9 protein-coding genes and 2 pseudogenes are annotated in these 12,896 nt (G+C 71.7%); 5 read left to right on the top strand and 6 right to left on the bottom strand.

Features of this window, described 5'->3' with window-relative positions; genetic code table 11:
• The first annotated feature begins 156 nt into the window (after window positions 1–156).
• The 3 genes from LRS04_RS02900 (at window position 157) to LRS04_RS02890 (ending at window position 3,081) form a co-directional block, all read left to right on the top strand.
• Window positions 157–1,140: an SPFH domain-containing protein gene (locus LRS04_RS02900; RefSeq protein ID WP_257815072.1), complete on the top strand. Its 984-nt coding sequence runs from the start codon at window positions 157–159 to the stop codon at window positions 1,138–1,140.
• A 3-nt stretch (window positions 1,141–1,143) separates the two neighbouring features.
• Window positions 1,144–1,599 (top strand): NfeD family protein, encoded by a 456-nt coding sequence (locus LRS04_RS02895; protein WP_257815071.1) that lies wholly within the window; start codon window positions 1,144–1,146, stop codon window positions 1,597–1,599.
• A 168-nt stretch (window positions 1,600–1,767) separates the two neighbouring features.
• Window positions 1,768–3,081, top strand: coding sequence for a hypothetical protein (locus LRS04_RS02890; protein ID WP_257815070.1), 1,314 nt, complete (start codon window positions 1,768–1,770; stop codon window positions 3,079–3,081).
• 61 nt (window positions 3,082–3,142) lie between these two features.
• Here the strand turns inward: LRS04_RS02890 and LRS04_RS02885 are convergent.
• The 4 genes and pseudogenes from LRS04_RS02885 to LRS04_RS02870 form a co-directional block, all read right to left on the bottom strand.
• Window positions 3,143–4,683, bottom strand: a pseudogene (locus tag LRS04_RS02885) (acetolactate synthase large subunit).
• Window positions 4,680–6,458: a feruloyl-CoA synthase gene (locus LRS04_RS02880; protein ID WP_257815069.1), complete on the bottom strand. Its 1,779-nt coding sequence runs from the start codon at window positions 6,456–6,458 to the stop codon at window positions 4,680–4,682. The pseudogene LRS04_RS02885 and the gene LRS04_RS02880 overlap by 4 nt, the downstream one beginning before the upstream one ends.
• Window positions 6,459–6,497: 39 nt before the next feature.
• Window positions 6,498–7,718, bottom strand: a complete 1,221-nt coding sequence (locus LRS04_RS02875; RefSeq protein ID WP_257815068.1) for an RNA polymerase sigma factor — start codon at window positions 7,716–7,718, stop codon at window positions 6,498–6,500.
• Entirely contained in the window at window positions 7,715–8,071 is a 357-nt protein-coding gene (locus LRS04_RS02870; RefSeq protein ID WP_257815067.1) for a YciI family protein, read from the bottom strand. The genes LRS04_RS02875 and LRS04_RS02870 overlap by 4 nt, the downstream gene beginning before the upstream one ends.
• Before the next feature lie 139 nt (window positions 8,072–8,210).
• On the opposite strand from LRS04_RS02870, the gene LRS04_RS02865 reads away from it, so the two are divergent.
• Window positions 8,211–9,584, top strand: coding sequence for a serine hydrolase (locus LRS04_RS02865; protein ID WP_257815066.1), 1,374 nt, complete (start codon window positions 8,211–8,213; stop codon window positions 9,582–9,584).
• Here the strand turns inward: LRS04_RS02865 and LRS04_RS02860 are convergent.
• Window positions 9,581–10,918 carry a dihydroorotase gene (locus LRS04_RS02860; RefSeq protein ID WP_257815065.1) on the bottom strand — a complete coding sequence of 446 codons (1,338 nt, stop codon included), beginning with the start codon at window positions 10,916–10,918 and terminating at the stop codon, window positions 9,581–9,583. The genes LRS04_RS02865 and LRS04_RS02860 overlap by 4 nt on opposite strands.
• The gene (locus LRS04_RS02855; RefSeq protein ID WP_257815064.1) at window positions 10,911–11,906 is read right to left on the bottom strand and encodes a glycosyltransferase family 9 protein; all 996 of its coding nucleotides are present in this window, start codon (window positions 11,904–11,906) and stop codon (window positions 10,911–10,913) included. Before LRS04_RS02855 ends, LRS04_RS02860 begins: the two co-directional genes overlap by 8 nt.
• 60 nt (window positions 11,907–11,966) lie before the next feature.
• Between LRS04_RS02855 and LRS04_RS02850 the strand changes: the two are divergent.
• Window positions 11,967–12,814, top strand: a pseudogene (locus tag LRS04_RS02850) (folate-binding protein YgfZ).
• Window positions 12,815–12,896 lie beyond the last annotated feature (82 nt).

Here is a 12,896-nt window from a genome sequence, read left to right as displayed (position 1 = left end):
GCGGCGAGCAATAGGGTCTGTCGGATCATGGCGCTGCGCTATCAGGCGCCGGACTGGGGCGCCAACATGGCTGGGCGCTCGCAAGCGCTGCCTTAATTCCCATATCATGGTCGTCCGGCCGCCGATAATCTGGTGCGGCAACCTGGAGGAGACCGAATGGAACTGGCAGTCGCGCTGGTCTTCCTGGCGCTGGCGATCATCATCGCGCTCAGCGCCATCAAGATCGTGCCGCAAGGGCGCGAATACACGGTCGAGCGGTTCGGCCGCTACACCCGCACGCTGAAGCCCGGCATCAGCTTCCTGACCCCGTTCGTCGAAGGCGTCGGGCGCAAGGTCAACATGATGGAGCAGGTGCTGGACGTGCCCCGCCAGGACGTGATCACAAAGGACAACGTGTCCGTCCAGGTCGACGCCATCATCTTCATCCAGGTGATGGACGCCGCCTCGGCCGCCTACCGCGTCGACAACCTGCACTATGCGATCTCGCAACTCGCCATGACCAACCTCAGGACCGTGGTGGGCTCCATGGAGCTCGACGAGGTTCTGAGCCAGCGGGACCAGATCAACACCCGGCTGCTCAACGTCATCGACGACGCCACTACGCCCTGGGGCGTCAAGGCCGCGCGCATCGAGATCAAGGATCTGCAGCCGCCGCCGGACATCACCAACGCCATGGCCCGGCAGATGAAAGCCGAGCGCGAGCGGCGCGCGGTGATCACCGAGGCCGACGGCGAGAAGCAGGCGGCGATCACGGTGGCAGAGGGCCAGAAGCAGTCGGCGATCCTGCAGGCGGAGGGCCGCCGCGAGGCCGCCTTCCGCGACGCCGAAGCCCGCGAGCGGGAAGCCGAGGCCGAGGCCAAGGCCACGGAGCTGGTGTCCAACGCCATCGCCCGCGGCGACGTGAACGCCATCAACTACTTCGTCGCCCAGAAGTATGTGGAGGCGTTCGGCAAGCTGGCCGAGAGCCCGCAGCAGAAGACCGTCATCGTGCCCGCCGAGATGAGCGCGCTGGTCGGCTCGATCGGCGGGATCGGCGAACTCGTGAAGGCGGTGCAGGCCGACGCTCCGCCCGCCTCGCCGCCGCCGCCGCGCCCGCGCGCCGCGGGCCGCGCCTCGGCGGTGCCGCCCACCGGAGGGTAAGACATGGAAATGGCCTACGACCTCTACACCGCCCACCCGTTTTGGGCCTGGGCGGCGCTCGCCGCGGCGATCCTGGCGGTGGAGATCCTCACCGGCTCGGGCTGGTTGCTCTGGGCGGCGGCCTCGGCCGGGGTTGTCGGTCTGCTGGCGCTGACCGGCATCTCATTCCCGGCGGCGCTCCTGGTCTATGCCGGCCTGACCGCCGCCTCGACGCTCGCGGCCCGGCGCTACCTGCCGCGCTCGGTGGTCGCCGAGGGCGACGACATCAACGACAACATCGCGCGGCTGGTCGGCCAGAACGGCCAGGCCGTGGCGGCGTTCGAGAACCGCTCGGGCCGGGTCTCCATCGACGGCAAGGAGTGGGCCGCCGAACTGGAGGCTGGCGAACGGCTGAAGGCCGGCGCCCGCGTCCAGGTCGTGGGCGTCCACGGCGCCCGGCTCCGGGTCCGCGAAGCCTAGCTGAGCCGTAACGAGGGTGTGCGGAATGCCGCCCGGGAGGCGCCCGGGCGCGTCCTAAGCCGTTGGATCGATGTCACACTTCGGCCAGCATCTCGGCTCATCTTGACCCTTCGTATTATGCGGCGCTTATGTGCGCGCCGAAGGAAACCCCAGGAGAGATTTCTAAAGATGAGGTCCAGAGCAATCGGACTGGCGGCGGCGCTGGTGGCGGCCGTGCTCGTCCCGGCGGCTGCGCTTTCGCAAGCCAAGAAGGGCGGCGGAGAGATCTCCGAGGCCCAGCGCAAGCAGGGCATGGCTGAGGCCCCTGCGGTCGTCCAGTCCCTGGGGCTGGCCTGTACGGTCTCCGACGCCCGCTATGTCGGCAAGCAGGAGGACAAGAAGGCCAAGACCTCCACCAGCTTCTACGAAGTCGCCTGCTCGCAAGGCATGGGCTTCGTGCTGCAGGCCCCGACCGGCGGCCAGGCCACGGCCTTCACCTGCATCGAGGCCAACACCCCGCCGGAAGGCGCCAAGGAAGCCGCGCTTCCCTGCAAGCTGCCGGCGAACAGCGACCCGAAGGCGGTCCTGACCCCCATGCTCCAGCAGGCCGGCGCGGCCTGTACGCCTGAGCGCGTCCGTGGCATCGGCCAGGGCAAGACCCAGTCGTTCTTCGAAGTCGCCTGCCAGGGCGGCGAAGGTTACGTCCTGATCACCGCCTCGCCCTTCGACAATTCGAAGCCGGCCACGGCGCAGAACTGCCTGAACTTCGATGACGCCGCCGGCAACATCAAGTGCACGCTCAGCGACGCCGCCACCCGTCTGGCCGTGGTGGACAAGTACGCCGCCACCACCCAGTGCGCCGTGAAGGACCGCCGGTTCGTCGGCACCTCCAAGGACGGCGACAGCTTCTTCGAAGCGTCCTGCCAGGACGGCAAGGGCTACATCTACAAGGTGAAGAACGGCGCCGTGACCCAGAACTGGGACTGCGCCAAGGCCCAGGGCGTGCTCGGTGGCTGCACCCTGACGGACGCCCGTCAGGCGCAGAGTGAACAGGCCGGCCTCTACACCCGTCTGGCCAAGAACGCCGGCGGCAACTGCGAGGTTGAGAAGTACGCGATGTTCCCGATGCGCGGGCAGGAAGAGGTCGTCGAGCTGGTCTGCAAGGACGGCACCGGCGGCGTCGGCATCTTCCCGGCGAGCGGCAAGGGCCAGTTCCTGGGCTGCGGCCACGCGCTGGTCGCCGGCTACAAGTGCGGTCTGACCACCAACGTGGACTACTCGGGCCTCACCGCCGACCTGAAGAAGAACAATGTCGCCTCGTGCGTCGTCTCGAACTCGCGCCTGATGGCCAAGACCCAGAAGGGCACGACGCTCGTCGAGGTCGCCTGCGCCGACGGCTACAAGGGCTATGTGCTCGAGTACAACACCACGCCGACCGTGACCGCCATCGGCGCCACGGGCTGCGCCTTCGCCGGCGGCTGCAAGCTGCCCGGCAACGTCTGATCCCCAGCCCAGGCTGACGGACGAGGCCCGCGGAGCAATCCGCGGGCCTTTTCTTTGGGCTCTAGATCGCCGCCTCGATGAAGGTCGGGCCCTTCTGGGCCATGGCGGCGGCGAAGGCGGCATCGAAGGCCTCGGCGGTCTCGCAGCGCACGGCGGGCAGGCCGAAGCCCTTGGCCACCGACACCCAGTCGATCTTCGGGTCGCCCAGGTCGAGCAGCTTCGACGCCTGGGGACCGGCCTTGCCCGCGCCCGTCCGGGTCATCTCGACATTGAGGATCCGGTAGGTGTGGTTGGCGAACACCACCACGGTGATGTCGAGGTTCTCGCGGACCATCGTCCATAGCGCCTGCACCGTGTACATGGCCGCGCCGTCGCCGTTCAGGGACAGCACCTTGCGGTCCGGGCAGGCCACCGCCGCGCCGACCGCGATCGGCAGGCCGATGCCGATGGCCCCGCCGGTGAGCGCCAGCACCTCGTGGGCCCGGGCCGTGGCCGTGGCGAAGCCGACGCCGGTGCCGGACGTCACCGCGTCGTCGCAGACGATGGCGCCTTCCGGCATGTGGCGGGCGATGGACGTGCCACAGTGGTAGGCGTTGAGCTGGCCGTCCGGCGCGGCGTCGGCGATGGCGAGCGTCTGGACCGGCCCTTCCGCAGGCGCGCCCAGGGCGTCGGCCAGAGCCACGAGGCCGGCGATGGAGTCCTCCGAACGTTCGGCGAGCGTCAGGGTCTCGCACCCGTCGGGGACCAGCACGCTCGGCCGGTCGGGATAGGCGAAGAAGGCCACCGGCAGGGTCGTGCCGACGAAGACCATCAGGTCCACGCCTTCCAGCTCGCCCAGGGCCATCTCGCCGAAATAGGGCATCTTCTTCGGCAGGAAGACACCGGCGCCGCGCGGCTGGCGCGGCACGAAGGTGTCGGAATAGACAGTGACGCCCGCCGCCTCGAGCCGGGCGGCCGCCTTCAGGCCGTCGGCCAGGCAGGCCTGGCCGCCCAGCAGGACCACCGGCTTCTTCGCGGCCTTCAGCGCGCGCGCCGCGGCGTCGACCGCCGAGCCGGCGGGCGCGGGCCGCGTCGGCTTCTGGGCGATCACCGGCTCGGTGGTGGTCGGCAGCCACGCGGAATCGGCCGGCAGCACGAGGCTGACCGGGCCGCCCGGCGGACCGTAGCTGGCGGCGACGGCCTCGGCGGCGAGGCCGGCCACGCTGTCGGCGCTGTCGGCCGACTTCGCCCAGATCGAATTGGGCTTCACAAGCGTCGCGATGTCGGAGTTCAGCGGCGCGTCGTACTGCCGGTGATAGGTGGCGTGGTCGCCGACCACGTTGACGATCGGGGTGAAGGCCCGCCGGGCATTATGCAGGTTGGCCACCCCGTTGCCGTAGCCGGGGCCCAGGTGCAGCAGCGTGCAGGCGGGCTTGCCGGCCATCCGGCCGTAGCCGTCGGCGGCGCCGGTCGCCACCCCTCGAACAGGCAGAGCACCGGCCGCATCGCCGGGACGCCGTCGAGCGCCGCCACGAACTGCATCTCGCTGGTGCCGGGGTTGGCGAAGCAGGCGGTGACCTCGTTGGCCACCAGGGTCGAGATCAGGGCGTCGGCGCCGTTCATTCAAACACCATCACATCTGGGGAAGGGGGATCGGCGAACAGCCGCCGGACGGCCTCGCCATGCTTCGTGCGGGCGAGGCTCTGGGCGATGTAGCCCTTGTCGGTGATCTCGCCCGAATGCGGATCGGGCGGGCTCTCGAGCAGGATGGCGCGGGCGACCTTGCCGGAGGAGCCGAGGCCCCGGCTGTTGAACCGGTCCAGCCCGGCGCGCACCGCCGCCTCGACCTCGCCGCGGGGCAGGGTGGGGTTGGGGTAGAGCAACAGGCCCACGCTATCGTGGCCCTCGCCGCAGACCACGGCGTCGGTCACCGCCCCGCCGATCGCGCCGACCGCGCCGATCCGCAGGTCGCCGACGCTGACGAAGGCGCCCGAGACCAGCTTGAAGTTCTCCGACAGCCGGCCGTCGTAGACCATCCCCTGGCGCGGGTCGGACGGATCGACGAGCCGGGCGGCGTCGCCGATCACATAGAAGCCCTCGTCGTCGAAGATCTGGGCGTTCAAGTCCGGCCGGCCGAGGTAGCCTTGGGTGATCTGCGGCCCCTTCACCCGGAACTCCAGCTTGCCGGCGTTCGGCATCAGCCGGACCGAGGTTCCCGGGATCGGGAGGCCGATCATCCCCATCCGGGCGTTCGGCCAGTGGACGTTGCAGGCGGTAGGGCCGGTCTCCGTCGCGCCATAGCCCGAGCCGAAGCTGATCCGCTCGCCCACCGTGCGCACGGCGACGGCCTGGATGCGGTCGGCGGTGGCCTGGCCAAGCGCCGCGCCGCCGTACTGCAGCAGGCGCACGCGGGAGAAGAAGGTCCGGGCCAGGGCGTCGTCGCGCTCGAGCGCATCGACCAGCAGCATCCAGCCGGCGGGCACCATGTTCTGGTAGGTCGGCGCTACCTCGTGGAGATTCCGCAGCGTTTCGCCGAAGCGCGCCGCCGTCGGCTGGCCGCGGTCGATGTAGAGCGTGCCGCCGCGGTGCAGGCCCATGTGCAGGATGGCGTTGGCCCCCAGGCTGTGGCTCCAGGGGGCGGAGTGCAGCATCACCGGCGGGTCGGGATCAGCGAAGCAGGCCTCGATCTGGGCGGCGTTCAACGAGGTCGCCCGGTGGGTGCAGATCACCGCCTTCGGATGGCCGGTGGAGCCGGAGGTCAGCAGGTACTTGGCGTGGTCCTCGGGCCGCGCCGTGAAGGCCGCCGTCCCCGCGCGGTAGAGGCTGTCCAGCGGCACGTCCCCCGGCCGCGGATTGGCGCCTGCGATCACCGGCAGGCCGGCGAGGCAATCCGCCGAGAGGCCATGGGCGAAGAGCGCTGCATCCTCGGTGTAGACCGCCGCGGGCTTCAGGATCTCCACGGCGTGGGTCAGGCGCGCGAGGTTGGCGCCCGCCAGGCCGTACTGCGCGGAGACCGGGGCGGCCGGCATCCCCTGGCTCATGGCCGCGTACTTGATCAGCGCGTGGTCGATGGCGTTGCCGGAGAGGATCAGCAGCGGCCGCTCGCCCACCACGCCCAGGTCGCGCAGGCCGGCGGCCAGGGCGGCGATGCGCTCGCGGGCCTCCCGGAAGGTCAACGTCCGCCAGCCCTCGCCCGAGCGCTCGGCGAGCCAGGTCCGCTCCGGCGCGGCCGCCGCCCAGAAGTCCAGCGCCTCCCAGAGGGTCTGGAAGCGCTCGGAATAGGGAGTGGAGTTGGTGAGCACGAGCTCGCCGCCCGGGCGCGCGTCCACGTCCAGCCGGCGCGGGGCGTAGAGCGGGTCGCGGAAGGGCGCGGTGTCGGTGCGGAGCTCGGCGTCCATGCCTGCCCTTATTCCAAGCGCCGGAAGGGAAGGGAAGCCTCAGGCCAATGCGTGGCGGCGGCGTTCGAGGTAGAGCCGCTCCGCGGGCGGCGGCTTCAGGGCCAGCGCCGCGTCGTAGGCGGCCCGGGCCTCGGCGGTCCGGCCGGCGGCGGCGAAGAGGGCGGCGCGGGCCGCGTGCCACGGCAGCCAGTCGGCGAGACGGTCGGTCGCCACCTCGGCCAGGGCGGCCAAGCCCTGCTCCGGCCCGGACGCCTCGCCCACCGCGACGGCGCGGTTCACCGCCGTCACCGGCGTCGGGCGCAGGGCCAGCAGGATGTCGTAGAGCCGCACGATGTCGGCCCAGGGCGTCAGGCCGGTCTCGATCCGCGACAGGTGCGCCCCGTGAATGGCGGCGAGGATCTGGCGGGGGCCGCTGCGGCCCTGGTCGGCGGCGCGATCCAGCAGGCGGGCGCCCTCGGCGACGAGGTCACGGCGCCAGAGGGTCATGTCCTGCTCGGCAGGCGGGACCATGGCGCCGGCGGCGTCCAGGCGGGCCGGGCGGCGGGCCTCGGCGTAGCGGACGAGGGCGGCCAGCGCGAGCGCTTCGGGATCGTCCGGGACGAGTTCGGCCAGCAGGCCCGAGAGCCGCAGCACCTCGGCGGCGAAGCCGGCGGTCTCGCCGGCCAGGGCGGCGTCCTCATAGGCCTGGGCGTAGGCGATCTCGAGCGTGGCCAGCACGGCCTCCATCCGCTCCGGCCAGGCTGCAGGGCCGGGAACCTCGAAGGGCACGCCGGCCTGGGCGATCTTCTTCTTGGCTCGGGTGATCCGCTGCAGCATGGCGGGTTCGGCTACCAGGAACGCGCGGGCCAGCCGCTCGGTGGAGAGGCCGCAGACCACCTTCAGGGTCAGCGCGACCCGCGCCTCCGGACCGATCGCCGGGTGGCAGCAGACGAAGATCAGCCGCAGGCGTTCGTCGGGGATCGGTTGGTCGGCGGCCATCAGGGCCTCTTCCGGCGTCGGCGCGGGCTCCGGCGCGTCGACGACAGCCCGCTCGCGCACTGCCGCCCGGCGCTTCGCGTCCAGCGCCTTGCGGAGCGCCGCGCGCCACAGCCAGGCGGCGGGGTCGCGCGGCGCCTGGTGCGGCCAGGCCACGAGGGCCGAGGCGCTGGCCTCGGCGAAGGCGTCCTCGGCGAGATCCAGGTCCCGCATCCGCGCGGCCAGGGCCGCCACGACCCGCGGCCGGGCCGCGACGATCGCCTGGGCCGCCTGGGCGTCGATCATGCGTAGTCGGCGTGCGGCCGGACCTCGATCTTGCCGCCGGGCATGACCGGGATCTGGCGGGCCCAGTGGATCGCCTCGTCCAGGTCCTTGAGCTCCATCTCGTAGTAGCCGCCCAGGTGCTCGCGGGTCTCGGCGAACGGGCCGTCGTGCAGAGTCTGGACGCCGCCCTCGCCGGTGGCGACCGTGGTGGCGCTGGAGGTCGGCTGCAGGGGCGCCCCGATGTAGCTCACGCCCTGGGCGCGCAAAGCCTCGCCGAGCTGCATGTGGCGTCCGACGATCTCCATCAGCGCCTTCTCCCCTTCGGCACCCTCGTAGACGTTCTCCGGCTCGTAGATCAGCATCAGGTATTTCATGGCGCTCGCCCTCCCGGCGGCTCGAAGCTTGGCCGACGCCGATGCGGGCGTCACCGGGGAGACGCGCCGTTGGACGCGGATTCGACAGGGCTCGGCGATATTCTCTATGGCTTGCCCCGAACCCAGGGGGAGCTCCCGCATGCGTCTCGTGTCTCTGGCGGCGGTGGCCGCGCTCGTCCCGGCGGTGGTCCAGGCCCAGGCGCCGAGCGCGCCTGACGCCCACACCCGGGCCCTGGCCGCGGGCTACAAGGCGGCCTTCCTCTGCAGCGACGTCTTCAACGCGGGCCAGACGCCGGAGCAGATCGCGAAGGACGACCTCGACGGCATCTACCCGCAGTACCAGCAGGACGTCCGCGACCTGGAGGCCGTGATCGACTTCGAGACGAAGCAGGTCAGTGTCCGGTTCGACCGGCACATGGCGCCGCGGGTCGCCGCCTGGCGGCCGAACCTCGGCTGCGCCCAGCTGCCGATCGGCGCCGAGCCCGAGGCCGTGGCGAACCTGCCGCGGTTCGACGCGGCCGCGCCGGCCACCGAGGCCCGCAAGTGGCCGGACGGCGACGCCACGACGCGGATTGCGACGCCCGCGAAGCTGGCCGCGGCGGCGGAGAAGGCGTTCGACGGCGCGACCTACGGCGAGGGCTCGAAGACCACCGCGGTCCTGGTGCTCAAGGACGGTCGGATCGTCGCCGAGCGCTACCGCGCCGACTTCGACATGCACACGCCGCAGCGGACGTGGTCGGCGGCCAAGAGCCTGACGGCGACAGTGGTCGGCCGCGCCGTGCAGCAGGGCCTGGTGAAGGTCGAGGCGCCGGCCGACATCCCGGAGTGGCGGACGCCCGGCGATCCGCGGGCCCGGATCACGCTTCAGAACCTGATGCACATGGGCTCGGGCCTGTGGACCGATGGGCCGGGCAACCGGACGGACGAGGTCTATGTGGGCGGCGGGGCGGTCACCGAGTGGGCGACGCGGATGCCGCTGGAGGTCCGGCCGGGGATCCGGTTCCGCTATGCGAACAATGACACCCTGCTGGCCCAGCGGGCGGTGCGGGCCGCACTGGGCGATGGGGACAAGGCGCTCGCCTATCCCTTCCAGGAGCTGCTCTGGAAGATCGGCATGACCCACACGACGCCGGAGACCGACTGGCAGGGCAACTTCATCCTCTCGAGCCAGGTCTGGACCACGGCCCGCGACCTCGCCCGGCTGGCGCTGCTCTACCAGAACGACGGCGTCTGGAACGGCGAGCGCCTGCTGCCCAAGGGCTGGGCGAAGTTCGTGGCCACGCCGGCTCCGGCCCAGCCGGCGAGCGGCCCGGGGTACGGCGCCTTCTTCTGGCTCTACGGCCCGGCGCAGGGCCTGCCGGAAGGCGTCTACGGCATGAACGGCAACCGCGGGCAGTACGTGCTGATCGTGCCCTCGAGGAAGGTGATCGTCGTCCGCCGCGGCTACGACCCGGCCGGCAAGCGGTTCGACGAGGCGAAGTTCGCCAGGGACGTGCTGGCGGCGCTGGACTAGGCCGGGTTCAGGGTCTCCTGGAAGCGGACCGGCTGGCCGAGGCTCGGCGCGACGATCTCGTCGTCGCGCATGACCACGGTCCCGCGGATGATGGTGGCCATCGGCCAGCCCTTGGCCTCCATGTCCACGAAGGGCGTCCAGCCGACGCGGCTGGCCATGTCCTCATGGCGGAAGGTGCGCTGGGCCTTCAGGTCGACGATGGTCAGGTCGGCGTCGTAGCCGACCGCCAACCTCCCCTTGTCCGCCATGCCGAAGATGCGGTTGGCCCCATGGCTGGTGAGGTCGACGAGGCGCTCCAGCGTGAGGCGGCCCTCGGCCACGTGGGTCAGCATGACGGGAAGCAGGGTCTGCACGCCGGGCATCCCCGAGGGCGAGGCCGGGTAGGGGCGGGCCTTCTCCTCGGCGGTGTGCGGCGCGTGGTCGGAGCCGAGCACGTCGGCGACGCCGTTGGCGACGCCGGCCCACAGGCCGGCGCGGTGGTGCGCGTCGCGGATCGGCGGATTCATCTGGGCGTAGCCCTTCAGCCGCTCATAGGCCTCGGGCCCGGCCAGCGTCAGGTGCTGCGGCGTCACCTCCACCGAGGCCACGTCCTTGTGGGCGGCCAGGTAGGCGATCTCGTCGGCGGTGGTGACGTGCAGGATGTGGATCCGCTTGCCGAGGCTCTTGGCGATGCGGATCAGCCGCTCGGTGGACTGGATCGCCGACTGGGCGTCGCGAACCTCGGGGTGGCTCGTCCAGTCGCCCTCACGGGCCAGCGGCCGGCGGTCGGCCAGGCGGTACTCGTCCTCGGAGTGGAAGGCGGCGCGGCGGCTGATGTTGCGCAGCACGGCCTCGACGCCGGCGTCGTCCTTGACCAGCAGGGTGCCGGTCGAGGCGCCCATGAACACCTTCACCCCGCAGCAGCCGGGCAGGCGCTCCATCTCGCCGAGCCACGGCGTGTTCTCGTGCGTGCCGCCCACATAGAAGGCGTGGTCGCAGTGCATGCGGTTGGCGGCGCGCGCCAGCTTGTCGGCGAGCTGGTCCGGGTCGGTGGTGGTGGGCTCGGTGTTCGGCATCTCGAACACCGCGACGACGCCGCCGAGGACCGCGGCGCGTGACCCGGTCTCCAGGTCTTCCTTCCACTCCAGGCCCGGCTCGCGGAAGTGGACCTGGGTGTCGATGACGCCGGGCATCACGGTGAGCCCTGTCGCGTCGAACACCTCGCCGGCGCTGGCCTGGGAGAGGTCGCCGATGGCGGCGAACTTGCCGCCGCGGACGCCGATGTCGGCGATCCCGCGCCCCGCGTGGTTCACCACCTCGCCGCCACGGACGATCAGGTCGTAGGTCTCAGCCATGCTTGGTCTCGCGGCGGGTGGGTTCGGTGGCGGCCAGCAGGGCCTCGGCGGCCTTTGCCACGGTATCCACGGTGAGGTCCATCATGTGGCAGACCTGCTGGCTGAGCGTGGGGTCGGCGTTCCTCACCTGATCGAAGGTGCGGGGCCCGCGGACCACCCGGGTGTGCTCGCCCCACGGCGCGTAGAGCCGCTCGTCCGAGGGACCGAAGAGGGCCAGCGTCGGGACGCCGGCGGCGGCGGCGAGGTGCGTCGTGCCGCTGTCGTTGCCGATGTAGAGGCGCGCGTGCTTCAGCGCCGCGAAGGAGGTCAGCAGGTCGGTGCGGCCGGTCAGGTCGATGAGCTGCTTGCGCATCACCACGTCCTTGAGCTGGGCGGCGACCTTGGCGTCCTCGGGCCCGCCGAGGATCATCAGCCGGCCGCCGCGCATCGGACCGTTCGGCCCCAGCAGGCGCATGGCCACCTGGCTGAACCGCTCCACCGGCCAGGTCTTGCCGACCCAGTTGGCGGCCGGCGCGATGGCGAGGATCGGGCCGAAGCCCTGGGTGATCTCGGCGGCCAGGGCCTCGGTGGCCTCGGAGGTGAAGAGGTACGGCGCGGCGGGCTGGTCCTCGATCTTCAGAGCGCGGGACGCCTCGATGACCTTGTGGACGGTCTCGCCCGGGACCTTGCGGAACACCGCCCGGCGCCGGCGGCGCAGGAAGCTCGAGATCGCCGAGCCGCGCAGGTCGACGATCAGGCCCCACCTGCGGCCTCGCACCTGGCGCCACAGGTCGAACCAGTGGGAGCCGTCCTTGGCCTTCTCGAAGACGATCAGCCGATCGAGGTTGGGGACATCGGCGAACAGCGGGGCTGCGGCCGGGCCGGCGACGATGGTGAAGCGGGCGCCGGGGATCTCGTCGGAGAGCCGCTTCACGAGGCCCGACGACAGGACCGCGTCGCCGATCCGGGTCGCGGTGATGAACAGGATAGGGAAGGACCCGCGCGCCATCGCCCCTCTATAGGCGCAGCGCCGCTGGCGCTCCACCGCGCGAGCGCCCAAATTGCCGGCATGAGCGTCTTTGCCCCCCTGTCCTCCCGCGCGGTCATCTCGGTCACCGGTCCCGACTGGCGCAGCTTCCTGCAGGGGCTGATCACCCAGGACGTGGAGACCCTCGCCCCCGGCGAGGCGCGGTTCGGGGGCGCTGCTCACGCCCCAGGGCCGGCTGCTCTACGACCTGTTCGTGGTCGGGACGGAGGACGGCGCCCTGCTGGACGTGGAGGCCGAGCACCGCGAGGCGATCCTGCAGCGGCTCGCGATGTACAAGCTCCGGGCGAAGGTGGAGCTGGCGCTTTCCGAACTCGTCGTTTCGGCCCTCTTCGACACGGACGAGGGCCCCGGCGCCGGATGGGTGCGCGATCCGCGGCATCCGGGCCTCGGTTTCCGCGGCTATGGGGCGGAGGCGCCGGCGGGCGCGGCGCTCGCCACCGAGGCCGAGCGGGAGAGGCAGAAGCTGGCCCTCGGCGTGCCGGGCCCGGCCGACTGGGGCTCGGACCGGACCTATCCGATCGAGGCCAACTTCGACCTGCTGCATGCCATCGACTTCAAGAAGGGCTGCTTCGTCGGCCAGGAGACCACCTCGCGGATGAAGCGGCGGGGGGCAGATCAAGACCCGCATCCTGCCGATCGTCTTCGACGGCCCGGCCCCGGCCTTCGGGACCGAGGTGCTGGCCGGCGACCTGCGCGCCGGCCAGGTGCTGTCCGGCGGCGAGGGGCGGGCGTTCGCCCTGCTGCGGCTGGACCGGGCGCTGGGCGCCGCGCTCACGGTGGACGGCCGGCCGGCCCGGGCCGAGATCCCGGCGTGGATGGCGGCGGCGGTGGATGCGGCCGCCGCTCACGCCGGCGAAGGCCAGGCCTGACCGGGGGGCGGAGACGGGCAGCCTTGGCTCATCCCCGGGATGACACAGTGGGGGTGGGTGCGGGCGCGAAGGACGCGACATT

This window comes from Phenylobacterium sp. J367, from assembly GCF_024699985.1.
Classification (GTDB): Bacteria; Pseudomonadota; Alphaproteobacteria; order Caulobacterales; family Caulobacteraceae; genus Phenylobacterium.
This window is presented reverse-complemented; position numbering and strand designations above follow the sequence as displayed.